Source organism: Gemella cuniculi DSM 15828, from assembly GCF_000425665.1.
Lineage (GTDB): Bacteria > Bacillota > Bacilli > Staphylococcales > Gemellaceae > Gemella > Gemella cuniculi.
Window position 1 is genome coordinate 1 of the sequence record NZ_KE384432.1, and the last position, 26,296, is coordinate 26,296.

Genomic DNA, 26,296 nt, shown 5'->3' on the forward strand with positions numbered 1-26,296 from the left:
CTAATAAAGCTTTAAAGTCCTTTACCTCTGATAGAGGAAAAGAATTTTCTTGCTATAAAGATGTAGAAAAGATGGGAATAGATTTTTACTTTGCAGATCCATATTCTTCTTGGCAACGAGGTTCTAATGAGAATAGTAATGGTCTTTTTAGGGACCCTAAAAAGACTAATTTGAGTAATATTAATTTGACTGAACTAATTGAAAATTTAGTCCAATTGAATAATAGACCAAGAAAATGTCTAAATTTTTCAACACCATTCGAAGCATTGTTACACGAGATTAATTTATTGAGTTAGGTGTTGCACTTTTATTTGCAATTCACCATAAATAAATTATAAACCCAACTGTAACTATTTCACTTTATTTTTTATGAAATTTAATAATTAAGATATGAAATGATACCCTTTTTCTAAAATAATCAGTTGTTTTTACAATCTCAGCTAAGGAGGAATATAGAAATTTAAATCTATAATATTTTAGCAGTCAAAAATATTATATTTAAAACAGATGAAATAAAACAACAATTTTACTACCTCTTGCTCATAAAATAACCGAGTGAAAATTTTTAAAAATTTGTAAAATAATTATAATAAATTTTATAAATAAAAAACAGGGATGACATTTAAGCCATCCCCTTAATTTTCTTCATACTATATTTTTCATCTTTAAAAATAACCCGCACACTAAATGAGTACCCATAGTTTTCATTATCTATAAACATTACATCAGCAATATTTATAGAATCTATTCCATAAAACCTTTCAATTTGTTAAGTTTAGATGGATGTTTTAATTTTCTTATAGCTTTTGCTTCAATTTGACGAATTCTTTCACGTGTCACACCAAATGCACTTCCCACTTCTTCAAGTGTATGAGTTTTCCCATCTTTTAAACCGAAACGTAGTTTCAAAACATTCTCTTCACGATCGGTTAATGTTTCTAAAATTTCCTCTAACTGTTCTTTCAACAATTCATTAGCTGCATGTTCAACTGGTGATTGTGCTTCTTTATCCTCGATAAAATCACCTAAATGTGAATCGTCCTCTTCTCCTATTGGAGTTTCTAATGATACTGGTTCTTGAGCAATTTTTAAAATTTCTCTTACCTTATCCGGTGTCATATTCATTTTTTTTGCAATTTCTTCAGGTTTAGGCTCACGACCTAAATCTTGAAGTAACTGTCTTTGAACTCTAATTAATCTATTAATAGTCTCTACCATATGGACTGGTATGCGGATAGTTCTAGCTTGGTCAGCTATTGCACGAGTAATCGCCTGACGAATCCACCATGTAGCATATGTACTAAACTTAAATCCTTTTGAATAGTCAAACTTTTCTACCGCTTTTATCAGTCCCATATTCCCTTCTTGGATTAAATCCAAAAATAGCATTCCTCGCCCTACATATCTTTTAGCAATACTTACAACAAGACGTAAATTAGCTTCAGCCAAATCTTTCTTGGCTTGTTCTTTTTCTTCTTCCGTTCCACTCTCAATAACTTTTGATAACTCCAACTCTTTTTCTTTTGATAGTAGTGGCACTTTCCCTATTTCTTTTAGATACATTCTTACAGGATCATTTGTTCTTATCCCGGCAGGTACTGAAAGATCTTCAAGATCTAATTCTTCCTCATCTTCTTCCTCATGATTTGCGTTTATTAAAATAATATCTTCACGATTTAATTCTTCGTAAAAATCATCAATTACATCTGAAGAAATGTCTAATTTAGATAAAGCTTCTAATATTTCCTCTTGAGTAAGTTCACCTTGTTTTTTACCTTTTTCTATAAATTCTCTTTTTATAGTTTCAAAATCTTTTACCTTTTTATTAGCCATGTTCTTCTCCTTATTTTCTATAATTTTTTAATTTCTCTAAAAGTTGTTTTTGAGCTTCTAGATCCATTTCCTGAATAGCAATTTTCAACATCTTTTTTAACTCATCAATACTTACTTCTCTTTTTTTAAAATAATTTATGTAGTCAGAAATAACTTCTTCTGTTGGATTTTCTTCAACTAGAAAATCCGTTTCCTCTATGTAGGTAGCAACTCTTACTACCTCCTCATCATCTATACTATGAATAAATTTATAAATCTGAAATTTTAAGTTATTATTATAATAAATTATTAAGTAATCCAACAATCTTTCAAAAACATTTTGTTTAAATTCGCATTCTTCTAATTGTGAATAATTATTTACAAATACTGATCTACTTGCAAAAAAGTATTTAAATAACTTACACATCTTTTTGTCATAATTTTCCGCTCTAAACAAAACTTCAGGATTAGTTGGAAGTTGCCACTCCTTAAAACGTTTTTTTCTTTGCGTAGAAAGTTGATTTAATTCACGAGTTAAGACTTGTTTTTCTATACCAAATTCTTCTGCAAGATAATTTAGTAAAATATACTTTAATGATTCATCTTCAATGTACGAAATATTTTTTAAAATTTCATTTTTAAAAGTTATTTTTTGCTCTATACTTGTTTTTGATTCGTTATTACAATAATCGATTTTAAAATTTAAAAAATGCTCTCTATTATTTTTCAAATAACTTTCTACGTCAAAATGCTCATTTGTTATATTTTTTTCAGTCAAAAACTCATCTAAATCTTTTGCTGTCGAAAATTTTAATTTATATACACCATCTATTTTTTCTATTAACTTATTTCCAATATCTATCTGTGCTTCTGTACCAGCTTTATCATTGTCTAAACTAAGTGTAACTTTATCAACAAGATTTAAAATTTCATTTAACTTATTGTTATCTAAATTAGTCCCCATTAAAGCTACTGAATTTTTTATCCCATTTTGATGAGCTTTTATAACATCCATATAACCTTCACAAAGAATTACTTCACGTTTCTTTGCAATAAAAGGACGTGCATCTGAAAAATTATACAGCACTGTTCTTTTTTCAAAAATTTTGGTTTCATGTGTGTTGTAATATTTTGGAATATTCTTACTTGTTGACATAGTCCTTCCCGAAAATGCTACAACTTGATTTTGATTATTTTTTATAGGAAACATTATTCTATCTTTAAAGACATCATAATATTCATTATTATCGTTTTTCCCAAGCAGTCCTGCTTCTACCATTAAATCTAGTGATACATTATTAGATTTAAAAAAATTCAATGCTATGTTATTATCCTTGGGAGCATAACCTAAGTTAAAATATTTTATAACTTCTATGCTAAGCCCTCTATTAACCAAATAATTTAACGCTTCTTCTGCTTCTTTTGTATTTAATAGAATATAATTATAGTAATCTGCTAAAAGTAAATGCCCATAATACATAATGTCAATATCATTGTTTAAATCATAACTAACTTCTTTTTTATCGCCTGACTCTAAATTCAATCCTAATCTTGATCCTAATTTAACAATGGCTTGATTATATGTAATATTTTCTATTAATGATACAAACTGAAAAATATTACCACCTTTTCCACAACCGAAACAGTGAGCTATTTTTTTATCAGGAGACACAGTAAACGAAGGAGTTTTTTCGTTATGAAATGGACATAAACCTAAATAGTTCTGTCCACGTTTTTCCAACTTTATGTACTCACTGACTAAATCGACTATATCTATATTTTCAAAAATATAATCTATATCTTGTTTAGAAATTTTTGCCACTTTACGCCTCCTTCAAATAAATTTGCTAACCACAAGATGAAAAGCGATAAAATTTCCCTTTTATAATTATAACACAAATTTTAAAATTATGGTATAGTAATAAGCTATTCTACAATACTTAAATTACCATTTCAGTATCTTTATAAAATTATTATCTCTATACCTACTTAAAAAAAAGAATCGATAATTGAAATTAGTATAAATTGACTTTATTCACTAATAATTTTATAATATGTTTATCATAAAAAAAGGAGTTTTATATGTGAAAGTGATTATTGTTGGTGGCGGAAAAGTTGGTGAATTACTCTGTGCAGATTTTTCTAACACCTATAAAGAAGTAACATTAATTGATATTAATGAACATAGAATAGAAAAACTTGTTGATACATACGATATAAATGGACTTTTAGGCAATGGGGCTAACTACGATATTTTATCTGAAGCCGATGCCGCTGGTGCTGATATGTTTATTTCAGTTACGGCAAGTGACGAAATAAACATGATATCATGTATCACCGCTAAACAAATGGGAGCAAAATACACAATTGCACGTATTAGAAATCCCGAATATTCTAAAACTAAAGAATTTCTCAAACATTCTTTAGGTATAGATCTTATGGTTAATCCTGAATATGAGGCTGCTAAGCAAATTTTTTATATGTTAAAATATCCTACTGCTACAAAAGTAGAAAGTTTTTCAGGAAATAAATTTAATATTTTAGAAGTTGTTATAAATGAAAACAGTATTCTTAATGGGGTATCCCTAACCGACAGTAAAAATATTATAAATTTTCCTTCTCTTGTTTGTTTAGTCGAAAGAAAAGGAGAAGTTTTTGTACCTCGTGGTAATTATACTTTTGAAGTTGGTGATAAAGTTCATATTACTGCATCTAATAAAGATTTAAAAAAATTCTACAAATTATTAGGAAACAAGGAACACTGGGATAAAAGAATTACATCCTCTCTTATCATTGGTGGTGGAAAAATCGCTCATTACCTCATTGAATTTTTAGAAAAAGTTAATTTTTACACCAAAGTTATAGAAATTGACAAAAATAAAGCATTAGCACTTAGCGAAACATACCCCAATATTGATGTAATCTGGGCTGATGGTAGCGATCGGGATACTCTAGTAGAGGAAGGAATTCAAACTTTTGATAGTTGTATTTCTCTTACTGGACTTGATGAAGAAAACATTATCATTAATCTTTACGCTGATAAGCTTGGAATAAAGAAAACAGTTGCTAAAGTTAACCGTGCATCCTTAAAACAAATTGCAGAAGACATTGGTCAATATTCTTATATTACACCCAAGGAGATAGTAGGAAATATCATAACTAAGTATAGCAAGTCTTTACAGTGTAGTAAAAGTTCTGATATAGAAAATTTTTATCGCATTGCTAATAACCAAGTCGAGCTAATTGAATTTAAAATTTCTAATGATAATATCAACGTTTTAGGAACTAAACTTAAAGACTTAAACATCAATCCAAACATGTTGATTGCTTTTATTATTAGAGATAATAAACAAATTTTCCCTAATGGTGATGATATGATTATGCTTTATGACAACGTGGTCGTAATAAGTTATAAACAAAAAATTGAGCATATTGATGATATTCTTGCTGAATAAAAGGAGGTAAATGATGAACTATAAAATGATTTTTTATGTAATCGGAAAAATGTTTAAACTTTTATCTGGTTTACTATTACTTCCAATCCTATGTTCTTTTTTATACCAAGAATCTAATAAAATTACTTTCTCATTTATTATAACCGCACTAATTTGTTTTATTATATATATTATAATAAATTATCTTACGAAAGACGAAACTGAACGGGATTTTTACAAAAGAGAAGGTTTTGTTATTGTAACTTTAACTTGGATAATTTTCTCACTTTTTGGTGCCTTACCTTTTTATCTTTCTGGAGAAATACCAAGTTATATTGATAGTTTTTTTGAAACAGTAAGTGGATTTACTACCACTGGCTCTACTATTATTCAAGATGTTGAATCATTAGACAAGAGTTTACTACTTTGGAGAAGTTTTACACATTTTATAGGCGGTATGGGGGTAATAGTTTTTGCACTTGCAATACTTCCACGCTCTCCACACACAATTCATATAGCAAAAGCAGAAGTCCCTGGTCCTTATTTTGGCAAAGTTGTATCTTCTATGAAACAAAATGCCATTTATTTATATGGAATATACATTGTTCTAACGATTATTCTTTTTATATTACTTTTATTTGGAAATATAGGAGTATTCGATAGCATTAATATTGCATTTTCTACTGCAGGAACTGGTGGTTTTGCAATTAAAAATTCAGGAATTGCATTTTACAATAGTACCTATATAACTGTTGTTGTAGCAATTTTTATGTTGATTTTCTCTATGAATTTAAGTCTAATTTATTTTATTGTTTTTAGAAGATATTTTAAAGTTTTAAAAAGTGAAGAGTTAAAATGGTTTATAGGATTAGTTGCTATATGTTCTATAGTTATGTTTTTGGATATATATCGCTCTTACGACACACCTACTCATAGTTTACTTGATGTATTTTTTACTGTGTCCTCAATAGTATCTACCACCGGTTTCACTTATAATGATTTTAACATTTGGCCAGTATTTTCTAAAATGATTATCCTTATACTTATGATAGTAGGGGGATGTTCTGGTGGAACTGCTGGTGGTATAAAAATTCCTAGACTTATATTCTTTGTGAAAAATGCAAAAAAATCTATTAGTAAAGCACTTAATCCTAAAAAAATTATAACATTAAAAATTGATGGGAAAATAATAAAAGATACAACACACTTATCTAATTATTTATTACTATACGGATTTATCTTTACCATTATTTTGCTTTTAACTACAATACAAATAAATAATTTTGAAGATGCAATTTCCTTGGTGGTAACGACCATTAGTAATGCTGGCCCTGCTTTCAATAATTTTGGGCCAATGAGTAATTTCTCACAAATTCCAGGGTTTACAAAAATTATTCTATCATTATCTATGCTTCTAGGAAGATTAGAGCTTATTCCTCTTATAGTTTTCTTCTCTTCTAAAACATGGAGAAAACGTCGCAAAGCAAATACAAAATGTAAATAAAATTATTTCTAACAATAATAAATAATAAAAGATGAGACATTAAGTTTTACTTATATATCTCATCTTTTATTATTGTCACTATTTCTTCAATCTCTTCATTTATTTTTTCATCTAACTCTTTTTTGGTAATTAGATTATCGTTATGTGCTTCTGAATATCCTAATATGACTGACAAAGAATTTTTAACTTTATGAAGCATAATTTTTTTCTTTTGTTCATTTTTATCAAGTGTGGAACTTTTTAGGTAAATCAAAATTATATTAACTACTAGTAAAATTGACAGTGGAATAAAAAAAAGTTTATTTGAGAAAGATAATACCAAAAATAATATAATAAAAATATTTATAATAAATAAATTAATCATATTTTTCATGATATAAATTATAAACCTCTTTTTTATTTATATTAAATTCTTTTGCTGTATTTTTTATTGCTTCAGATTTTTTTTCCCCATTTTTCACTTTTTTATAAATTATTTCTACTATTTCAGATAATTCGACTTGTATATTTTCATCTACATTCTTATTCGGAGAAATTATTACAACAAATTCCCCTTTTTCTTTTATTTCCCCCCCAATCATTTCCAAAACTTCTTGTGCCGATTTTGTTTCTATCTGTTCAAACATTTTTGTAAGCTCTCTTGCTATCGAAATTTCTCTAGTGGGTTCTATATTGACTAGTTCAGTTATTAAATTTTTAATTCTATATGGCGATTCATAAATAATACCAGTTGTTTTACTATTCAAAATATTTTCCAACTTATTTCGTAGTTCTTTTGTCTTTCTAGGCAAAAAACCATAAAAAGTATAATTATATGATTCTATTCCACTTGAGATTAGAGCTGTAAGTCCCGCATTAGCTCCTGGCAACGCTGTTACACTAAGTCCTTCTTTTTTTATTTTATTAATCAAAATATATCCAGGGTCTGATATACAAGGCATACCAGCATCAGTCACGAGTGCTACATCTACATTCTCTTTTAGATACTCTATTATTTTATCACTCATTTTCTCTTCATTATGTTCATGATAACTTAATAATTGTTTCCCCGTTATTTCATAATGATTCAATAACTTTTGAGTATTTCTTGTATCTTCACAAGCTATTATGTCAACATTTTTTAAAACTCTAAGGGCTCTTAACGTTATATCTTCTAAGTTACCTATAGGTGTTGCCACTAAGTATAACATTTTTACTTCTCCTTTATTTTTTTGTTAATATCTCTTATTTTTTCCACTTTTTCTCTGGACAAATTATTAAAAATATACTCTATTTTCTGCTTTCTATTAAATTTTTTAAAAAAATACTCCTTTTTTGCTGCTTCGCTTTTAGAGTTAAATTCTTCATAATATTCTAAAACAACTGGGACTCTTGATTTCGTATATTTCGCTCCCTTTTTAGTATTATGAAGTCTTATTCTTCTTATCAAATCTGTCGTATATCCAGTATATAAACTATTATCCGCACATTTAAGTACATACATATAACTATTATTAGTCAATTCCATACACCTGTTTCATTTCATTCGTATACGAACCATCCTCATTATAAATATAAAAAGGTTGCTCTACTTTTATATCACTCACTTTGGAAACGCTTCCTTCCATTAAAACTATCTTACTATTATCGCTAGATTTTTTACTGTAAACAAATCTAATTTTTTTTATAGCCAGACCTTGCTTATTACATTCAGAAATTATATCTGAAATTCTATATGTCCTATGAACTATACTAAATTTACCATTTTGTTTCAATAAATATTTTATAGCTTGAACAATATCACTTAAATTGCATAAAATTTCGTGTCTTGAGATACTATGATTAAATTTTTGACGTTGATTCGGCATATTTTCTACAGGAAAATATGGAGGATTACAAATAATATAATCAAAAGTTGACGGATTATAATAGCTTTTTACATTTTTTATATCACCATTTCTAACGTACATGTTAGAAAGTTTATTGAATTCAATACTTTTTTTACTAAGCTCAACCAACTCTTCTTGGATTTCAAGCATTTCGATTTTTGCATTACTTTTTTCTCTCAAAATAATCGAAATTCCTCCATTACCACTACAAAGCTCAATTATATTTTTTTTTGATGACTTAGGAACGTTTGAAAAATATGGTAATAAGAAAGAATCGGTAGACATGCTATAATATTCATTTCTTTGAAAAATTTTATAGTTTCTTGACACAGTATCTAATCTTAAATCATTATTCATTATCTACCTCTTCTCAAAAATTCTAGATTATTACCATCTACTACAATAGAAAAAAGAAATTTTTCCAAAACTAAAATAGCTGATACATTTGAATTAATATCTGAAATAGCTGATAATATTTTTTCTTGAACATTGCTTATATTTTCAATTTCTAACAACGATAAATCCGCACCATAACTATATGAAATTTTCTCACTTGCGTACAAAAAAAATGGAACAATATCTTCCTTAGTTTTTAATTTTTCTAGCAAATAAATATTACCAAGATGAATTTTCTTAGAATTTTTATCCAAAAATTCAAAAAAAATTTCCTCTAGTTCTTTATTGTCTTCAGTTATTTTATTCTCCGACTTCCCGACTAATTTTACCTGTTGACATCTTGAAATAATAGTCGGTAAAATTGAACTTGAGTTTTTACAACTAAGAATTGCTATGATATTTTCTTCAGGTTCTTCCAAAAATTTTAAAATGCTATTAGCAGCCTGTTCTGTCATTTTTTCAATATCTTTAATCCAATATATTTTTTTTCCATAAAAAGATTTTACACTAAGATCTGATTTTAAAATTTGAATATCTTCCTTTTTTATAGAGGTATTACTACTTATTTTGTAAAAATCAATATAATTATCATGATTTATGCTTTTACAATTTTTGCATTCTTCACAACTGAAAAAATCTTTATCTTTATTTTTTAAACAAAAAATTGCTTTAACAAACTGTAAAATAAATTCATCAGAATATAAACTATCCTCACCTACAATCAAATAAGCGTGGGATAGTTTATTAGTTTTTAATGTATTTGTTAAAGATTTTACTGCGATACTATCTTTACTAAAATCCATTACTTAAAAATCCTTCCAATATGTTAAGCCCTTCTTTTTCAACATCTTTATAAGGTTTATTAGCATCTATTACTTTTATTCTTTCTGAATATTCTTTAGAAAGGTCATCATATCCCTTTTTTACATTTTTATAAAATGTTAAGCCTTCTAAATCCATTCTATTATTTTCACCACGTCCTTTAGTACGTGCAAGCCCCACCGAAACATCTACACTAAAATAAAGTGTTAAATCTGGTGTTAGCCCATCAGTAGCATAACTATTAATATCTATTATATCTTGTTTTTTCAAGGAACGACCATATGATTGATACGCTATTGAACTATCGACAAAGCGATCACAAATAACAATGTATCCTTCTTTCACATAAGGTATAATTTTTTTCATAATATGATCTCTCCTACTCGCACAAAAAAGTAGACTTTCTGTTTTAGCATCTATGTTATTAGAAGTGTCAAAAAGAAGCTCTCTTACTTTTTCACTAAATTCTGTACCTCCAGGTTCTCTTGTTGTAATGACTTTATAGCCTTTACTTTTCAAATACTCAGACGCAAAATTTATAAAAGTAGTTTTCCCAGAACCATCAGTCCCTTCGACAGTTATGAATTTACCTTTCATCAAATTTAAACCTTTCTATTTATTTATAAATTGTGAAATTCGTTCTACAGATTCTTTTATATTTTCAATACTGGTAGCATAACTAATTCTAAAATAATTATCGTAAGCTTTACCAAACGCTGTTCCCGGAATCACTCCAACTTTAGCCTCCTTAGCTAATAACTTGCAAAATTCCATTGCACCTAAGCTACTATATCTTTTAGGAATTTTTGCAAAAATATAAAATGCTCCATCTATCTCTGGAACTTCAAATCCTAATTCACGAAGTCTTGGAACCATGTAATCTTTTCTCTCTCTATATGTTTCTAACATATAATTATTATATTTATCAACTTCTTTGCTCGTAAGTGCTTCTACTGCTGCATCTTGAATAAATGTTGCTGCACCTGACACAGTAAATAAATGGAATACACCAATCTTTTTAATCATAGCCTGTGGTGCTGCAATAAAACCTACTCTCCAACCTGTCATAGCATGTGATTTCGATAATCCACTGATATGTACAGTTTGTTCAGGTATAAATTCAGCTAATGATGTATGTTTATAATTGTACGTTAGGTCTCCGTAAATTTCATCACTAACTACAAATATATCATATTTTTTTAATACATCCGCCAATTCTTTTACTTCTTCTCTTGTGTAAGAAACACCACTTGGATTATTCGGATAATTAATTAAAATAGCTTTTGCATCTTTATTTTCTTCTAAATGTTTTTCTAGAACTTGAGGTGATAACTTAAATTTATTATCCACAGTATCTACAAATTTAATATTACATTTATTTAAAATCCCCACACCTTCGTAAGCAGAAAAATATGGTGTAACTACTAAGATAGTATCCCCTTCATTTGTAATTGCAGATATTGTATGTTCAATCGCAGCAGAAGCTCCTATTGTTACAATTACCTCGTCAGAAGAATAATTTAAGTTATATCTATCTTTAAGATTTTTAGACCAAGCTGTTCTTAACTCAATTATACCATTATTTACTGAATAGTGTGTCCTATTATTATCAAGTGCCTTTTTTGCAGCTTCTTTTATCTCTATAGCTGTATCAAAATCTGGTTCACCTAGAGTAAGTTTAATAATTCCATCTATACTAGAAGCATATCTATCAAATTCTCTTATAGGTGAACCTGTCAAATTTGCTAATGCTGTATTAAATCTATTCTCTAATGATTTTTTTATTTCCATAGACAATACCTTCTTCCTATGATTATTTATTTTGTTATAATTGTAACATATTTTAGTTAAAAATAAAAATACTAATTGAAAGTTATATTGCAATTTACAAATACTTTATTAATCTAAAATTATAAAGATATCCGATTTTTTTTTGAAAATTTCAGAAAATTCAAATTTAAGTATTGAAAAAAAACATTTTTAATATTATAATGTAAATATACATAAAAATTAAAAAGTTTAAAATAAACAATATAAAGGAGAATTTTACATGAGCAAATTAACAGTAAAAGATATTAAATTAGAACTTACTTCTTCACCTAAAGAAAAAACCCCTGATGATAAATTAGGTTTCGGTCAAGTATTTACCGATCATATGTTCGTTATGGATTGGGATAAAGAAAATGGTTGGCATAATCCTAAAATTGTTCCTTATGGACCAATTCCAATGTCACCTGCACTTAATACTTTACACTATGGACAAAGTATTTTTGAAGGTATGAAAGCATATATTGCTAATGGAGAAGCAGTTTTATTTAGACCAGAAGAAAACTTTAAACGTCTTAATAAATCTGCTGATCGTATCGCTCTTCCTGAACTTGATGAGGAGTTTGCTTTAGTTGCACTTAAAAAACTTATTGAAATTGATAAAGAATGGATTCCAAAATCTGAGGGTACTTCGTTGTATATTAGACCTTTTATGTTTGGATCTGAAGAAGCACTAGGTGTTCATCCAAATAATAAAGTTAAATTTATTATTATTCTTTCTCCGTCTGGTAGTTACTTCAAAGCTGGATTACAACCAAATAAAATTTTTGTAGAAAATCAATATGTTCGTGCTGTTCGTGGAGGATTCGGCTTTGCAAAAACTGCTGGTAACTATGCAGGTTCACTAAAAGGACAACAAAAAGCACAACAACTTGGATATTCTCAATCATTATGGCTTGACGGTGTTGAGCAAAAATATATTGAAGAAGGCGGAGCAATGAACATATTCTTCAAAATTGATGGAAAATTTATTACTCCTGAATTAAACGGTTCTATTTTGCCAGGAATTACTCGTGCTTCTGTAATAGAGCTTCTTAAATCGCTTGGTGAAACTATTGAAGAAAGAAAATTATCACTTGAGGAAGTTTACAATGCATACGACAATGGAAAACTTGAAGAAGTATTTCTAAGTGGAACAGCAGCAGTAATTGCTCCAGTTGGTGAACTTTTTGATGGAAACAAAAAATTAGAGATTGCTACTGAAGCTGGTGAATGGACAAATAAAATTTATAATTTACTAACAGGAATCCAACTAGGAAAAGTTGAAGATAAATTTGGTTGGATAACAAAAGTAGAAGAATAAAAATCAAAAGTGGGAAAATTTTATCCCACTTTTTTATTATATTTATAAAAAAAGTTATAGACAATTACTCTATAACTCTTCTTTATTTTAAATTATTAAAAATTTTTTAATCTTTCTTTTTATATGCTAGAGTATATAATCCTGCAACTAAAATAGCTCCACCCAAATAATTTCCTAAAAATACTACTACCATATTATTTAAAAACTGTCCAAAAGTAATATTTGCTCCACCAAACATAGCTGCTGGGATTACAAACATATTAGCGACAACGTGTTGGAAACCAATAGCAACAAATGTCATAATTGGGAACCATGTTCCTAAGATTTTCCCGCTCATATCCTTTGCACAAAACGCTAGCCATGCTCCCATACCTACTAGCCAGTTACAACCAACACCTGAAAAAATCATTTGCATAAAACTAGCATTTATCTTTGCTTCAGCTGTATGTACTGTCTTTTCAAAAACTGCACCTTCAGTAAGTCCTGTAACATGTCCTAAAAAATATGCTACAAAAAGTGCACCGACTAAATTAGCTAAAGTAATAATAACTAAATTTTTTAATAGCAATGATGGTTTCAATTTTTTATCAAAAACTGCTAATGTTACTGCCATCATATTACTAGTAATAAGCTCTCCACCACCAATTAAAATACAAATAAGTCCTATTGGGAATACTGCAGCCCCTAAAAGAGTCCCCATTCCTGCCCATTCATGTGGTAGAGTTCCAGCTATTCTGATATATGCCAAGTAACCTACAGATATAAATGCTCCACCTAAAAAACCTAAGCTTAACATATATCTTAAATTTGCCGTGGCTTTAGCTACCCCTTTTTTACTGGTATACTCATAAATTTCTTGCGGCTCAAGATATGTTTTCGTCATATTTGCCATAATATTTTTCTCTCCTTATAATTTGTATAAAAATATTATACATCATAAAAACGTTTTTTTCAAACTGTTTTATAATAAGTTGTGTAAAGTTTATACACTTTTCATAACTATTCACTTTAGTACATATTTTTACAATCTAAAATTTATTTTTCTAATATTGTAAATACTGTCATAGAACTTTTTTCATTCCTTAATTTATATTCTACTTCCTTATATTTTTTAAAACCACACTTTTCGTTAACTCTTTTTGATTTTTTATTATTTTTAAAATATCCACAAGAAAGATAATCAACTTTTTGAACATCAAATAAATATGTTATTAACTCATTTATCGCTTCAGTCATTAAACCTTGTCCCCAATATTCTTTACTAAGAACATAACCAAGTTCATAACCTTTTTTTGTAATATACTCTTGATAAATATCTTTTTTTACCGATTCTACTCCTACTGAACCAATTACCTTGTTATCAATTTTATGATATATTGCAAAAGTGGTATCTTCTTCCAAAAATATCTCTAGTATTTTACTTGTTTCTTGTATATTATTGTGATGTTCCCAACCGGCAGCTTCTCCTACACCATCCACTTTGGCATATTCATAAAAATCTTCTAAATCTGTTTTTCTAAATCCTCTTAAAATTAATCTTTCAGTTTCTAAAACCTTATTCCTTACCTTAAACATATTTCCTCCAAATTAGACATTTATTTTTAGAAAAGTCAATATTTCATAATCCATACAACTAGTCATTTCTATATTTTCATAAAATTTTTGTGCCTTATCGCTATTATTAGTTAATAATACAATTTTATAAACATTTGAATACTCTTCTAATATTTTTTTATAATGTTGTGCCCATATTTTTTCGTTGACAAGATGGTAAAATTAATATATCTTAAATATAAATTATTAAATATCCATCTCCCATGTTTATTATTTATTCCTACCAATTTTTTTGTTATCAAATGCAGAAATAATCTTCAAAAAATTTTTGTAACATTTTTCTAATAACTCTGATTTTCTATAATAATTGCTTCAACCTACATTTTTACACAATTCTATTATTTTTTATAAAAAACTTATTATATTCTGTATATTTTATCATAATTTTCCTCCGATATCTAATTCAATTTCTTTGAGGGTATAATAAAAACGATTGATATTTAAAATATCAATCGTTTTTTTATCTATCTTGCAAACTTAACTGCTCTTACCTCTCTGATAACATTAACTTTAATATTACCTGGGTATTGCATCGTTTCTTCAATTTTATTTTTTACTTCTTTGGCAATTTTATAAGTTTTTGTGTCGTCTACTTCTTCTGGATTAACAATAACTCTTATTTCTCGACCAGCTTGAATTGCATAAGTTTTCTCTACACCCTTATGCTCATTTGCTATTTCTTCAAGTTTTTGTAGACGTTTAATATAATTTTCTAATGATTCTCTTCTTGCACCTGGACGTGATGCTGAAAGTGCATCGGCAGTAGCAACTATAATAGAAATTGGATTGGTTGGTTCCGTATCACCATGATGTGATGCAATAGCATTAACTACAGTAGCATTTTCTTTATATTTAAGTGCTAATGCTACACCTATTTCAACATGCGATCCTTCCACTTCATGATCAAGCGCCTTACCTACGTCATGTAATAATCCTGCTCGACGTGCAAGTTGAACATCTAAATCTAGTTCCGCAGCAATAAGTCCAGAAATATAAGCAACTTCCATAGAATGTTGTAAACCATTTTGCCCATAACTAGTCCTATATTTTAATTTTCCTACTATTTTTACTAGATCTGGATGCATATTATGAATACCCAAATCAAATGTGGCCTGTTCTCCTGCATCTCTTATAACTTGATCAATATTTTTTTGTGCTTTATCAACTGCTTCTTCAATTTTTGATGGATGAATACGCCCATCATCTATCAATGACTTAATAGCAGTTTTTGCTATTTCACGACGTATAGGATCATATCCTGATAATATAACTGCTTCTGGAGTATCATCAATAATAAGATCTACACCTGTTAGTGTTTCTAGCGTACGAATATTTCTACCTTCACGTCCAATAATACGTCCTTTCATATCATCGGACGGAAGATCAACTACAGAAACTGTAGTTTCACTTACCACATCAGTAGCAAAACGTTGTAAAGATTGAATAATTAACTCTTTTGCTCTTCTATCTGCAACACTTTTTGCTTCCAATTCTTTATTTCTTATATAAATTGCCATATCTTTAGCCATATCAGTTTCTACTGTAGCCATTATCTCTTCACGTGCTTGTTGTTCTGTTAAGTTTGCAATTCTTTGCAACTCTGTTTCTTGTTGAATTTTCAGTTGATTAACTTCACTACTTTTTTCTTCAAGTAATTGTGATTTTTCTTCTATCTTCATCTCTCTTGAACTAAGCAATTCATCTTTTTTATTTAAAAGCTCCGTTTGACGCTCTAATGAAGATTCCTTTTGAAGAATTCTATCTTCTTGTCTTTGAATATCTTGCTTTTTAAATTCTGCCTCTTTATTAGCAATATTAATTATCTCTTCAGCTTCTTTTTTCGCAATACTAGTTTCTTTCTCAACTATATATCTCGCTTCTTTTTTTGCTTCACCTATAATATGATCTGCATCCTGCTTTGATAATTCTAATCTTTTTTGAATTGAATTTTTTGAAATAACATATCCAAATAAAAGCCCAACAAGTAAAGCTGCAACACTGATTATTCCATAAATCATTTTGCAACCTCTTTCTATAATTATTATTTAAAAATTTTTCTTATGATATTTAACTTAATATTTTAAGAAAATTTATTTGTATTTTCATAAAAAAAGCTAACACATCATATCTACAATTCTACACTACCATTAATAAAAAGTCAATAGCTCATAAAATAGTATTGAAAATGTTTCGTTGTTTTTTTAGTGAAATATATTTTTATTTAACTTAATATTTTAAATTGATAAATATACTTAAGGTAGTACTTTATAGTTATTTTAAAAAGCAAAAATTTATATTGTATCTCAAAATTTAAACTGTATATTTTAATTTGAAAATTTATTTAAAAGTCAATTTAATAATGTTTTTATAGTTATAAAGTTTATCCTGTCCTTTTATAAATTTAGAATGACAAAATAAATTTCTCTTTTAAATATTTTCGAACTCAATATTCTTAAATAAAACTACTTATCTATTTTTTAAAATCATATAATTATTTTTTACAGTCTATAATTAAATTTTTTGAAAATTTTAATTAAAATGCTTGAATTCTAGTTATCTATATGTTAGAATAGTCAAGTATGTAAAAATACAACAACTTGATTGAGTGGGAGAACGTAAAATTTTAAAACGTTCAAATGACCACATCACGAAAAATATATTAGGAGGTTTTATCGTGGCTAAAAAAGTTATAAAAGTAGTTAAATTACAAGTACCAGCAGGTAAAGCTAACCCAGCTCCACCAGTTGGTCCAGCGTTAGGTCAAGCTGGTGTTAACATCATGGGATTCTGTAAAGAATTCAATGCTCGTACACAAGACCAAGCAGGATTAATTATCCCAGTAGTAATCTCAGTATATGAAGATCGTTCATTTACATTCATTACTAAAACACCACCTGCTCCAGTATTACTGAAAAAAGCAGCTAAAATTGAAAAAGCATCTTCTGTACCTAACCGTGATAAAGTTGCAACAGTTTCAAAAGCACAAGTTCAAGAAATCGCTGAACTTAAAATGGCTGACTTAAACGCAGCTTCTGTAGAAGCAGCTATGCGTATGATTGAGGGTACTGCAAGAAGTATGGGTATCTTAGTAGGAGAATAGGAGGATAATTATAATGGCAAAAAAAGGTAAAAAATATCTTGAAGCAGCTAAATTAGTAGATTCTTCTAGTCTTTACTCAGTAGTAGAAGCAATCGAATTAGCTAAAAAAACAAGCACAGTAAAATTTGACGCAACTGTAGAAGTTGCATTCCGTTTAGGAGTTGATACTCGTAAAAACGACCAACAAGTTCGTGGAGCTGTAGTACTTCCTAAAGGAACTGGTAAAACTGCTAAAGTTTTAGTTTTCGCTAAAGGTGATAAAGCAGCTGAAGCTGAAGCAGCAGGAGCTGACTATGTAGGACAAGGTGAATATATCACTAAAATTCAACAAGGTTGGTTTGATTTTGATGTAATCGTTGCTACTCCAGACATGATGGGAGAAGTTGGTAAAATCGGTCGTGTATTAGGACCTAAAGGACTAATGCCAAACCCTAAAACTGGTACAGTAACTATGGACGTTACAAAAGCAGTTAATGAAATTAAAGCTGGTAAAGTTGAATACCGTGCTGAAAAAGCTGGTGTTGTTCACACTCCAATCGGTAAAGTTTCATTTTCTACTGAAGATTTAGTAGAAAACTTCAACGCTGTTCAAGACGCTTTAGCTAAAGCTAAACCAGCTGCTGCTAAAGGAACTTACTTCAAATCTGTAGCTGTTACTACAACTATGGGACCTGGAGTTCGCGTTAATACTGCAGAATTTAAATAAGAATTTAATTTAAAGAGTATTTCTTAACAGAATACTCTTTTTTATTTTAAAATTATTTTTTCTTTACATAAAACTGCTCATAAATTTTATTTTTATAGCCTCGTCTCTTTTAAAATAACTAAATATTTTTTCATTAAATTTTCAGCATATTTTATTATTTTATAAACTACTTCAATTACTTATAATTTTTATTCAATCATATTGTTTTATTACTTATTTTTTCATAATCATGATATAATTATCTTATAAATTTTTGTGGAGTATAATATTTATGATTTCAATAATTATCCCTATTTACAACGAAGAAAAAAATATAAGAGATTTTATTTACAATCTCTATTGTCTACACGAAATAAAAAATCATGAGATCTTATTTATTGACGGTGGCTCTACTGACAAAACATTGGCAATTTTAGAAGAACTTTCTTATTTTGGATACTCTTATTACACTTCTGATAAAAAAGGTCGTGCTAACCAAATGAACTATGGTGCTAAAATTTCACATGGAAATATTTTGTGGTTCGTTCATGCTGATAGTATCCTTCAAAAAAATGTTATAAAAAAAATTATTTCCTGCTCTTCCCCTGTTGGTTGCCTAAAAATAAAATTTTATCCAAATAGCCTTTCTATGAGAATAAATTCTTTAGTGTCAAACATGCGAGCTAGTATTACTAATATAGCCTTTGGTGATCAAGGTTTATTTATGAAAAAAGAAATTTTTGAAGAAATAGGTGGCTACACAGATATACCCATCATGGAAGATTACAAAATATCAGAAGATTTGACTGCTCATAATTATAAAATCACTGTTATTGATTCTACTATAACTACATCAACAAGAAGATACAAAGGAAAAGTTTACAAAACCATGTATCAAATGCAAAAATTTCAAAAAATGTATCGAAAAGGGGTTTCTGTTCAGGAAATTTCAAAACTTTATAAAGACATAAGATAATAAACATAAACAAAATATTTTTATTACATAGATTAATACTTATAAAAATAATTAATTGTTATAATTCTTCTATAATATAACTTATAGGCTATCCGCATATTTATACCATCCACTTTTGTTGATTATTTTCTTTATCTGATTTATAATAGTTCTATATATACAAACGTATGGTATGATAATTTAAAAGGAGAGATGAGATATGGCTGATTATTTTAAAAAACAACATTTAATTGAATTTGGAGAGGGAAAATTTGGTGAAGATGCTCCAGATTATTGGAAAAGCTTTATGAATTACTACGGAAATGTTATGCAAGACGGAGAACTTACTTCACGAGAAAAAGCGTTAATAGCACTTGCTATCGCTCACTCTGAAGCATGCCCATATTGTATAGCCGCTTATACTAGTACTTGTTTAGAAGAAGGTTGTGATCAGGATCAAATAGCAGAAGCTATTCATGTTGCTGCAGCTATGAAAGCTGGGATAACATTGGTTCATGGTTTACAAAGTAAAGAACTTTCAGATAAACTTACTAACTAGGTAAAATATGGCTGAATTTAATATACCTAATTTTTTTGATCAAGTACATGATAAGCAATACTTGCTTACTGAAGAAAATCCAGAAATAATGCAGATTAATGTTGGAAGTTTGTGCAACATAACTTGTAGTCATTGTCATGTTAATGGTGGACCTAACAGAACTAATAATATGGTTCGTGAGACATTTGAACAAATTATAGAAGCATTTAAAGTTGGAAAATATAAAACTATTGACATTACAGGCGGTGCACCTGAAATGAATCCTAATTTCAGATGGTTTTTAGCAGAAATAGCGGAATACGCAGAAACTATTATTGTTAGAACCAATCTTATTATTTTAGCAGTCCCTGCTTATAAGGATATCCCAGAACTTTACCGTAAATTTAAAGTACAAGTGGTTGCTTCACTACCCTACTATAATGAAAAAGTGGTTACTAAACAACGTGGTAAGGGAGTTTTTCCTAAGTCTATTGAAGTACTTCGTAGATTAAATGAATTAGGTTACGGAAAAGAAAAAGACTTAGTCCTTAATCTAGTTTATAATCCTAATGGTGCTTATCTCCCACCAAAGCAAGAATCTCTTGAAAGAACTTATAAGAAAAAACTTTTTGACAATTTTGAAATTGTTTTTAATAACCTATTTGCAATTACAAATAACCCTATAGGTCGTTTTTCAGAATTTCTTCATAGAGAAGATTTATATGATGGTTATATGAATAAACTTTATAAAGCCTATAATCCAGATACGCTACCAGGCCTTATGTGTCGAAATATGATTTCTGTTGGACCTGATGGTTCTCTATATGACTGTGATTTCAATTTAATTGAAAAATTAAAAGTTTCTGGAAAAATAAATCATGTTAGCGAATTAGCAAAAGAACACAGCGGAATTAGAAGAATAGTTACTGGTATGCATTGCTATGGATGTACAGCAGGAGCTGGTTCTTCTTGAGGTGGTGAAACGATATAATAGCATAGGTTATGCTAATTAATAAATTAGAGAGCTTAATTTTGATCATCACACTCAAATAAATAGAACTTCGAAGTACTTCACCTCGAGGTTCTTATTTTTTGTATTCTCTAAGTAAACAGAAAAAACTAAATTATTATTTTTAACTATTTTTTCTTATTTTAATGATTAAAAATATTCTATTATAAAAAAATAAGGAGTTCAGAAAAACATTCAAACTCCTTATTTTCTATACTTTCTATTTTCTCTCTTCTATAACTTTTACTAAGTCTTTGATTTCTTTTATGCTTTCTGCATCTTCATCAGAAAACTCAAAACCGTATTTTTCTTCTATATCCATAACTACGTCTGCTATATCAATAGAATCTGCATCTAAATCTTCATTTAATTTTGATTCAAGCGTAATTTTCTCTGGATCTATCTTAATATATTTTACGATTATTTCTTTTACTTCTTCAAAGATTGACATTATTTATTTTCTCCTTCTTCTACCGTTTTTATTATTATAACATAAAATACAAATATCTCAAAAGTTAAAATTCATCAAAAATTATTTGTTTTTTAATATTACTTTTACAATAAATATATTCACTTTTTATAGTTTGCATATAAATAAAATATATGATATAGTATAAAGTATAATAAGTTAGGGAAAGTAACAAATCAAGAAAATCTTTTAGATATTTTATTATCTACTATAATTTGATTACCAAAAATATATAAAGGAGACTCCCTAAATGAATAATAAAGATATACTTAGAAAAATTTTAACAGCTGTGATCGTTGTTATTGTATTTATAATAGCCTATTATTTGGGATATAAATTAGTTACTATGGCTTTACGTTAAAAATCATTATTCCTATGAGATCAAAATTTTTGGTCTCATTTTTAATTAATTCAAACTAATAATTTATTATCATATCTCAATAAAAATATAATGATGAAACCTATTTTTCAAAGGTTTCTATCATTATATCATAAAGTTTTGTTTTGTATATTTGTTTGGCTTGTTGCACTGCATAATAAACTGCATTTTCATCAGCTGAACCATGGATCTTTATACTTGGTTTTTTTAAACCTAGTAAAAATGCTCCACCATATTCACTATAATCAAATTTTTTCTTAAAATCTGCTATTCCTTTACGAACTAATAGTGCCGAAATTTTCGTTTTAATATTTTTTATAAAAATTTCCTTTATCATTTTTCCGAATGAACCAGCAACTCCTTCAATAGTTTTTAACAGTACATTACCTGCAAAACCATCAACAACAACAACATCATACTTATGTTCAAGTATATCACGTGCTTCAATATTACCACTGAAATTTTCAACTTCTTCTTTAAGTTGCTTATGTGCTTCTTTATAGACTTTACTACCTTTTGTCTCCTCTACCCCGACATTTACTAGAGCTACATTTGGAGTCTGTATATTGTAAATATATTTCATATATAACTGCCCAAGTTTAGCATAATTTACCAAATCATCAGCTTTCGCTTCAACATTAGCCCCTAAATCTGTTAATAAGTATTTGTGAGCAGATCTTGTCGGTAACATAGATGCCAATCCTGGTTTTGAAATACCCTCTATTCTTCCCAACATGAATAGCGAACTTGCCATAAATGCCCCTGTACTTCCTCCAGATATTGCAACATCTATATTATTGTTTTGTAAATCTTCCAGCATTCTTATCATTGATGCATCTTTTTTCTTTCTATGCACTCTTGCCGCATCGTCAGACATAAGCACTTCTTCTGTGCAAATATTTTTAACAACATTTTTTTCTTTAGTTACTTTCGCTAAATCTTTTTCCATTCCATAAATGTACAAAACAACTTCATCATCATTATAACCATTAATAAAGTTAATAATTTTATTAGAATCATCAACTCCTAATACATCTATACCTATTTTCATAATATTACGCACTTTCTTCTCCTATTAATTTTGCTTCTACCACAAAGCGACTATCCCATTCTCCAGTTTTCGGATTATAATTATCACAAGTAAACATTGTTAGTTTTTTAGGTTCGTCTTTGTGTTGATCTAAAATTTCAACTTGTGTTGGTGCCACATCATATATCTTATTAACTTCATAAGTTCTAAGTTTATTTTTAGATATTATTTGAACTTTAGCACCCATTTTTATTTTATTAAGATTATTAAATCTAATTCCAACGCCTTGAACACTATGACCTGCAATTACAACATTTTGTGCATCTAAAGTTGATGGTTCTTGAGCAGTTGCCACTCCATTAATAAGATTTATCTCTGTTACATCTTGAAATATCGGTTCTTCTATTTTTACGTCATCAATCTTTAAAATTCCCAACATTGAATCTGTCAATTTTATTTTTGATTGATTATCCGTAAATAATTTCTGCCACCAAGGTATCTCTACTTCACCTTTATTATTTCGATATGCTGTAATTATTTTATTATTAGCATTTCCTGTTAAATATTCTCTTATTTGATTTTTAAATATTAAAACTACAGAAGTTAAAAGCAGTACTGCAATAAGAATATTTATCAACCTATTCTTCCACTTTTTACTCATCAGTTCCTCCTTATATTACCGTATCAGATAATCCTACATATTCTAATAATCTTTGTTTATTATCCGTTACCTCTATTATTTTAAGTGCCAATTTTTTTGCCAAATACATTAAATCCACATCATTAATCAAATCTGCCACTTTAAAACTTGGTACTCCACTTTGCTTGGTTCCAAAAAAATCACCAGGCCCTCGTTGTTTTAAATCGAATTCTGCTATTTTAAAACCATCATTTTCTAAACACATTATATCTATTCTTTCACTTTTTGAGTCTGTCACTAAAATACAGTAAGACTGAAATTTACTTCTTCCCACTCTTCCTCTTAGCTGATGGAGTGTTGCCAGTCCAAATCTATGTGCATCCACTATTATCATAAAAGTTGCATTAGGCACATTAACTCCAACTTCTATAACTGTAGTAGAAATAAGTATATGAATTTCCTTATTCAAGAATTTTTCCACTACTTGATCTTTTTCCTTATTCGTCATCTTTCCATGTAAAATTTCTATCTTATATTCTTTAGGAAGATAATTTTTTATATTTTTATAAGTTTCTTCAACATTTTTTAAATCTATTTTTTCCGATTCCTCTATCAATGGACAAACTACATAGCCCTGATGTCCGTTATCAAGCTCTACCCTTATGTTATCTAAAACCTTATAAAAACTTTTATTGTTAGCTTTATAAGTTTGAACTTTTTTTCTTCCTTTAGGCAACTCATCTATAGTTGAGACTTTTATATCAGTTATTAAAGTAATAGCAAGACTCCGTGGTATTGGCGTTGCAGTCATCATAAGTGAATTCACTGCCTCTCCTTTTTCACTAAGCATTTGACGTTGTTTTACACCAAAACGATGCTGCTCATCAGTGATAACAAATTTAAGATTTTTAAACTTGACATCTTCTTGAATTAAAGAATGTGTTCCAATTACTAATTCTATCTCACCAACTTCAAGTAAACTTAAAATTGTATTTCTCTCTCTTTTAGGAGTACTACTAGTAAGAAGTGCTATTGATACATTTAAATTTTTAAAAAACTCAAAAAATGTTTCAAAATGTTGATTAGCAAGAATCTCTGTTGGTGCCATAATCGCCGTTTGCCATCCTGCTTTTATAACACTATAAAGTGTCGCAGCTGCTACTACAGTTTTTCCGCTTCCTACATCCCCTTGAAGGAGTCTATCCATCCTGTATGGTTCTTTTAAATCCAATGCTATTTCTTCTATTACTCTATTTTGTGAATCTGTCAAATCAAATGACAAGCTTTCTTTGAAATTGTTAATATCTCTATTATTAATATTAACACTATAGCGTATGTCTGCTGATTTATTATTAATATTTTGAAGTTGAAGTTTAAGTTGATAATTAAATAATTCATGAAACGCAAACATTTTTTTTGCCTTATCAAACTCTTCTGCATTTTTAGGAAAATGTAAAGTGTATAATATTTTTTCTAGACTCCAAATTCCTTTAAAATTTTTAGGTACCAAATCTAAAATTACATTATCTTGATCAATCATTTTAAACGATTCTTCAACAAGTTTCACAAATCTTTTTTGTGTAATTCCTTGTTTTAAGTGATAGAAAACTTCGATACTACTATTTGAATTTTGTTTTTTTTCTTCAACATTGAAAGAAATATTAGAGGCCGTTATTGTATTATTTACCGCATTATACGTCCCCTTTACTACAATATCTCGCCCCTCAATTATATTTTTTTTCAAATAATTTTGATTAAAATAAACTATCTTTACGCTTCCTGACGAAGTATGAAGTGAAAAAAAAGAACGACTTCTTCTGTTTCCATAAAATTGCGTAGTAACCTTTGTTTCTACCTTTCCGCTAGTTACTACCTTTTCATTATCTTTTACAGAAGAAGAAAAATCAGTAGAACTAGATACTCTATAAGGTATATTGCACAAAATATCCCCAACCGTATAAATTTCAAGTTCAGATAAAGTTTGTAAATATTTTTCCCCTACACCTTTTATAGTTCCTACTGATTTTTCTAATATATTAATCATTACCGAATAATAAACTCCTATATTTTTCTCCAGTTTTTGTTATTGCTAATCCACCTTTAGCTGTTTCTTTTAGATTTGTTGACATTTCCAATCCTATTTTATACATTGCCTCAAGAACCTCATCTGCTGGAATACGACTTTTTATCCCTGCTAATGCCATATCAGCTGCCATAAGTGCAGTCGAAGCACCAGCTGCATTTCTTTTTACACACGGTACTTCCACTAAACCAGCAACAGGATCACACACTAATCCTAACATATTTTTTAATGCAATTGCAAAAGCATGAGCAGACATTTCTGCATCTCCTCCCATTGCTTCTACCACTGCAGCAGCTGCCATCGCACTTGCTGAACCAATTTCGGCCTGACATCCTCCTTCTGCTCCTGCGCATGATGCATTGTTAGCTACTACAAAACCAAATGCTCCTGCTGTAAATAACATTCTAAGTTGAGTTTCTTCATCAATATTAAATTTTTGTTTTAAAGCATGAACACATCCTGGAAGCACTCCTGCAGAACCTGCAGTCGGTGTTGCACATATTAAACCTAATGATGCATTTACTTCATTAGTAGCAACAGCTGCCGCTACTCCGTTTAGAAAATCACTTCCTGTTATTGATTTTCCGCTTTCAATATACTCCTGAAGTTTTTTAGCATCTCCCCCTGTTAGTCCCGTCTTAGAATTAACTCCAGAAAGACCTTCTCCTACAGCCTGCATCATAACTAATAAGTTCTTTTTCATTAATTTTTCTACTGCTACTCTACTTACCCCATTTAGTTCAACTTCTTGTTCAATCATCAATTCAGAAACAGGCTTCTTTTCTCGTTTTGATTTCTTTACTATATCTTCCAAACTAGTAAACATTC

Annotated in this window: 26 protein-coding genes; 9 read left to right on the forward strand and 17 right to left on the reverse strand. The window is 28.8% G+C overall.

Features of this window, described 5'->3' with window-relative positions; all coding sequences use genetic code 11:
* A partial coding sequence (locus H612_RS09250) for an IS30 family transposase (protein ID WP_027130014.1) occupies window positions 1–296 on the forward strand: 296 nt, incomplete at its 5' end.
* 448 nt (window positions 297–744) lie between these two features.
* Here the strand turns inward: H612_RS09250 and rpoD are convergent.
* A complete protein-coding gene (gene rpoD, locus H612_RS0106230) occupies window positions 745–1,833 on the reverse strand; it encodes an RNA polymerase sigma factor RpoD (protein ID WP_027130653.1) in 1,089 nt (362 codons plus the stop codon).
* Window positions 1,834–1,843: 10 nt separating this feature from the next.
* Complete coding sequence (gene dnaG / locus H612_RS0106235; RefSeq protein WP_027130654.1) at window positions 1,844–3,634, reverse strand: DNA primase; 1,791 nt, start codon at window positions 3,632–3,634, stop codon at window positions 1,844–1,846.
* A 262-nt stretch (window positions 3,635–3,896) separates the two neighbouring features.
* On the opposite strand from dnaG, the gene trkA reads away from it, so the two are divergent.
* Window positions 3,897–5,267 carry a Trk system potassium transporter TrkA gene (trkA, locus tag H612_RS0106240; protein ID WP_027130655.1) on the forward strand — a complete coding sequence of 457 codons (1,371 nt, stop codon included), beginning with the start codon at window positions 3,897–3,899 and terminating at the stop codon, window positions 5,265–5,267.
* Between the two features lie 13 nt (window positions 5,268–5,280).
* A complete protein-coding gene (locus tag H612_RS0106245; RefSeq protein ID WP_027130656.1) occupies window positions 5,281–6,750 on the forward strand; it encodes a TrkH family potassium uptake protein in 1,470 nt (489 codons plus the stop codon).
* Between the two features lie 46 nt (window positions 6,751–6,796).
* Here the strand turns inward: H612_RS0106245 and H612_RS0106250 are convergent, their stop codons facing one another.
* The 7 genes from H612_RS0106250 to H612_RS0106280 are packed head-to-tail and all read right to left on the reverse strand — an operon-like array spanning window position 6,797 to window position 11,627.
* On the reverse strand, window positions 6,797–7,114 hold the full coding sequence (locus H612_RS0106250; RefSeq protein WP_245570461.1) for a hypothetical protein: 318 nt from the start codon (window positions 7,112–7,114) through the stop codon (window positions 6,797–6,799).
* Window positions 7,107–7,940, reverse strand: a complete 834-nt coding sequence (rsmI, locus tag H612_RS0106255; RefSeq protein WP_027130658.1) for a 16S rRNA (cytidine(1402)-2'-O)-methyltransferase — start codon at window positions 7,938–7,940, stop codon at window positions 7,107–7,109. Before rsmI ends, H612_RS0106250 begins: the two co-directional genes overlap by 8 nt.
* A gap of 2 nt (window positions 7,941–7,942) precedes the next feature.
* Window positions 7,943–8,257 carry a GIY-YIG nuclease family protein gene (locus H612_RS0106260; RefSeq protein WP_027130659.1) on the reverse strand — a complete coding sequence of 105 codons (315 nt, stop codon included), beginning with the start codon at window positions 8,255–8,257 and terminating at the stop codon, window positions 7,943–7,945.
* Window positions 8,244–8,975: a tRNA1(Val) (adenine(37)-N6)-methyltransferase gene (locus H612_RS0106265; RefSeq protein WP_035500431.1), complete on the reverse strand. Its 732-nt coding sequence runs from the start codon at window positions 8,973–8,975 to the stop codon at window positions 8,244–8,246. Before H612_RS0106265 ends, H612_RS0106260 begins: the two co-directional genes overlap by 14 nt.
* Window positions 8,975–9,817 (reverse strand): DNA polymerase III subunit, encoded by an 843-nt coding sequence (locus tag H612_RS0106270; protein WP_027130661.1) that lies wholly within the window; start codon window positions 9,815–9,817, stop codon window positions 8,975–8,977. The genes H612_RS0106265 and H612_RS0106270 overlap by 1 nt, the downstream gene beginning before the upstream one ends.
* A complete protein-coding gene (gene tmk, locus H612_RS0106275) occupies window positions 9,807–10,433 on the reverse strand; it encodes a dTMP kinase (protein ID WP_027130662.1) in 627 nt (208 codons plus the stop codon). The genes H612_RS0106270 and tmk overlap by 11 nt, the downstream gene beginning before the upstream one ends.
* Window positions 10,434–10,448: 15 nt before the next feature.
* On the reverse strand, window positions 10,449–11,627 hold the full coding sequence (locus tag H612_RS0106280) for an aminotransferase class I/II-fold pyridoxal phosphate-dependent enzyme (protein ID WP_027130663.1): 1,179 nt from the start codon (window positions 11,625–11,627) through the stop codon (window positions 10,449–10,451).
* Between the two features lie 259 nt (window positions 11,628–11,886).
* Between H612_RS0106280 and H612_RS0106285 the strand changes: the two genes are divergently transcribed.
* A complete protein-coding gene (locus H612_RS0106285; RefSeq protein ID WP_027130664.1) occupies window positions 11,887–12,966 on the forward strand; it encodes a branched-chain amino acid aminotransferase in 1,080 nt (359 codons plus the stop codon).
* A 106-nt stretch (window positions 12,967–13,072) separates the two neighbouring features.
* Here the strand turns inward: H612_RS0106285 and H612_RS0106290 are convergent, their stop codons facing one another.
* From H612_RS0106290 to rny, 3 genes are all read right to left on the reverse strand, one after another.
* A complete protein-coding gene (locus tag H612_RS0106290; RefSeq protein ID WP_027130665.1) occupies window positions 13,073–13,858 on the reverse strand; it encodes a formate/nitrite transporter family protein in 786 nt (261 codons plus the stop codon).
* A 143-nt stretch (window positions 13,859–14,001) separates the two neighbouring features.
* On the reverse strand, window positions 14,002–14,541 hold the full coding sequence (locus H612_RS09255; protein ID WP_051210174.1) for a GNAT family N-acetyltransferase: 540 nt from the start codon (window positions 14,539–14,541) through the stop codon (window positions 14,002–14,004).
* 503 nt (window positions 14,542–15,044) lie between these two features.
* Window positions 15,045–16,598, reverse strand: a complete 1,554-nt coding sequence (gene rny / locus H612_RS0106300) for a ribonuclease Y (RefSeq protein ID WP_027130666.1) — start codon at window positions 16,596–16,598, stop codon at window positions 15,045–15,047.
* A gap of 656 nt (window positions 16,599–17,254) precedes the next feature.
* Here rny and rplK point away from each other — a divergent pair.
* The 5 genes from rplK (at window position 17,255) to arsS (ending at window position 20,831) form a co-directional block, all read left to right on the forward strand.
* Window positions 17,255–17,680: a 50S ribosomal protein L11 gene (rplK, locus tag H612_RS0106305; RefSeq protein ID WP_003145837.1), complete on the forward strand. Its 426-nt coding sequence runs from the start codon at window positions 17,255–17,257 to the stop codon at window positions 17,678–17,680.
* A 13-nt stretch (window positions 17,681–17,693) separates the two neighbouring features.
* Complete coding sequence (rplA, locus tag H612_RS0106310) at window positions 17,694–18,386, forward strand: 50S ribosomal protein L1 (protein WP_003145836.1); 693 nt, start codon at window positions 17,694–17,696, stop codon at window positions 18,384–18,386.
* Window positions 18,387–18,657: 271 nt separating this feature from the next.
* Window positions 18,658–19,341 carry a TIGR04283 family arsenosugar biosynthesis glycosyltransferase gene (locus H612_RS0106315; protein WP_027130667.1) on the forward strand — a complete coding sequence of 228 codons (684 nt, stop codon included), beginning with the start codon at window positions 18,658–18,660 and terminating at the stop codon, window positions 19,339–19,341.
* Between the two features lie 199 nt (window positions 19,342–19,540).
* A complete protein-coding gene (locus tag H612_RS0106320) occupies window positions 19,541–19,879 on the forward strand; it encodes an arsenosugar biosynthesis-associated peroxidase-like protein (protein WP_027130668.1) in 339 nt (112 codons plus the stop codon).
* A gap of 7 nt (window positions 19,880–19,886) precedes the next feature.
* A complete protein-coding gene (gene arsS, locus H612_RS0106325) occupies window positions 19,887–20,831 on the forward strand; it encodes an arsenosugar biosynthesis radical SAM (seleno)protein ArsS (protein ID WP_027130669.1) in 945 nt (314 codons plus the stop codon).
* A 256-nt stretch (window positions 20,832–21,087) separates the two neighbouring features.
* Here the strand turns inward: arsS and H612_RS0106330 are convergent, their stop codons facing one another.
* From H612_RS0106330 to sdaAA, 5 genes are all read right to left on the reverse strand, one after another.
* Window positions 21,088–21,318, reverse strand: coding sequence for an acyl carrier protein (locus H612_RS0106330; protein ID WP_027130670.1), 231 nt, complete (start codon window positions 21,316–21,318; stop codon window positions 21,088–21,090).
* Window positions 21,319–21,797: 479 nt separating this feature from the next.
* A complete protein-coding gene (plsX, locus tag H612_RS0106340; RefSeq protein ID WP_051210176.1) occupies window positions 21,798–22,778 on the reverse strand; it encodes a phosphate acyltransferase PlsX in 981 nt (326 codons plus the stop codon).
* Entirely contained in the window at window positions 22,771–23,406 is a 636-nt protein-coding gene (locus H612_RS0106345) for a class A sortase (protein ID WP_027130672.1), read from the reverse strand. The genes plsX and H612_RS0106345 overlap by 8 nt, the downstream gene beginning before the upstream one ends.
* 10 nt (window positions 23,407–23,416) lie before the next feature.
* Complete coding sequence (recG, locus tag H612_RS0106350) at window positions 23,417–25,429, reverse strand: ATP-dependent DNA helicase RecG (RefSeq protein ID WP_027130673.1); 2,013 nt, start codon at window positions 25,427–25,429, stop codon at window positions 23,417–23,419.
* Window positions 25,422–26,294, reverse strand: a complete 873-nt coding sequence (gene sdaAA / locus H612_RS0106355) for an L-serine ammonia-lyase, iron-sulfur-dependent, subunit alpha (protein WP_027130674.1) — start codon at window positions 26,292–26,294, stop codon at window positions 25,422–25,424. The genes recG and sdaAA overlap by 8 nt, the downstream gene beginning before the upstream one ends.
* Window positions 26,295–26,296: the final 2 nt, after the last annotated feature.

What these genes read in the sequence shown, in the direction of transcription:
- tmk (WP_027130662.1), bottom strand. Translation starts at nt 10,433, where the DNA reads ATGAAAGGTAAATTCATAACTGTCGAAGGGACTGATGGTTCTGGGAAA.
- rsmI (WP_027130658.1), bottom strand. Translation starts at nt 7,940, where the DNA reads ATGTTATACTTAGTGGCAACACCTATAGGTAACTTAGAAGATATAACG.
- rny (WP_027130666.1), bottom strand. Translation starts at nt 16,598, where the DNA reads ATGATTTATGGAATAATCAGTGTTGCAGCTTTACTTGTTGGGCTTTTA.
- H612_RS0106285 (WP_027130664.1), top strand. Translation starts at nt 11,887, where the DNA reads ATGAGCAAATTAACAGTAAAAGATATTAAATTAGAACTTACTTCTTCA.
- sdaAA (WP_027130674.1), bottom strand. Translation starts at nt 26,294, where the DNA reads ATGTTTACTAGTTTGGAAGATATAGTAAAGAAATCAAAACGAGAAAAG.
- H612_RS0106260 (WP_027130659.1), bottom strand. Translation starts at nt 8,257, where the DNA reads ATGGAATTGACTAATAATAGTTATATGTATGTACTTAAATGTGCGGAT.
- H612_RS0106250 (WP_245570461.1), bottom strand. Translation starts at nt 7,114, where the DNA reads ATGATTAATTTATTTATTATAAATATTTTTATTATATTATTTTTGGTA.
- H612_RS09255 (WP_051210174.1), bottom strand. Translation starts at nt 14,541, where the DNA reads ATGTTTAAGGTAAGGAATAAGGTTTTAGAAACTGAAAGATTAATTTTA.
- rplA (WP_003145836.1), top strand. Translation starts at nt 17,694, where the DNA reads ATGGCAAAAAAAGGTAAAAAATATCTTGAAGCAGCTAAATTAGTAGAT.
- H612_RS0106345 (WP_027130672.1), bottom strand. Translation starts at nt 23,406, where the DNA reads ATGAGTAAAAAGTGGAAGAATAGGTTGATAAATATTCTTATTGCAGTA.
- recG (WP_027130673.1), bottom strand. Translation starts at nt 25,429, where the DNA reads ATGATTAATATATTAGAAAAATCAGTAGGAACTATAAAAGGTGTAGGG.
- H612_RS0106280 (WP_027130663.1), bottom strand. Translation starts at nt 11,627, where the DNA reads ATGGAAATAAAAAAATCATTAGAGAATAGATTTAATACAGCATTAGCA.
- H612_RS0106315 (WP_027130667.1), top strand. Translation starts at nt 18,658, where the DNA reads ATGATTTCAATAATTATCCCTATTTACAACGAAGAAAAAAATATAAGA.
- H612_RS0106330 (WP_027130670.1), bottom strand. Translation starts at nt 21,318, where the DNA reads ATGTCAATCTTTGAAGAAGTAAAAGAAATAATCGTAAAATATATTAAG.
- H612_RS0106265 (WP_035500431.1), bottom strand. Translation starts at nt 8,975, where the DNA reads ATGAATAATGATTTAAGATTAGATACTGTGTCAAGAAACTATAAAATT.
- H612_RS0106245 (WP_027130656.1), top strand. Translation starts at nt 5,281, where the DNA reads ATGAACTATAAAATGATTTTTTATGTAATCGGAAAAATGTTTAAACTT.
- arsS (WP_027130669.1), top strand. Translation starts at nt 19,887, where the DNA reads ATGGCTGAATTTAATATACCTAATTTTTTTGATCAAGTACATGATAAG.
- H612_RS0106290 (WP_027130665.1), bottom strand. Translation starts at nt 13,858, where the DNA reads ATGGCAAATATGACGAAAACATATCTTGAGCCGCAAGAAATTTATGAG.
- rpoD (WP_027130653.1), bottom strand. Translation starts at nt 1,833, where the DNA reads ATGGCTAATAAAAAGGTAAAAGATTTTGAAACTATAAAAAGAGAATTT.
- H612_RS0106270 (WP_027130661.1), bottom strand. Translation starts at nt 9,817, where the DNA reads ATGGATTTTAGTAAAGATAGTATCGCAGTAAAATCTTTAACAAATACA.
- H612_RS0106320 (WP_027130668.1), top strand. Translation starts at nt 19,541, where the DNA reads ATGGCTGATTATTTTAAAAAACAACATTTAATTGAATTTGGAGAGGGA.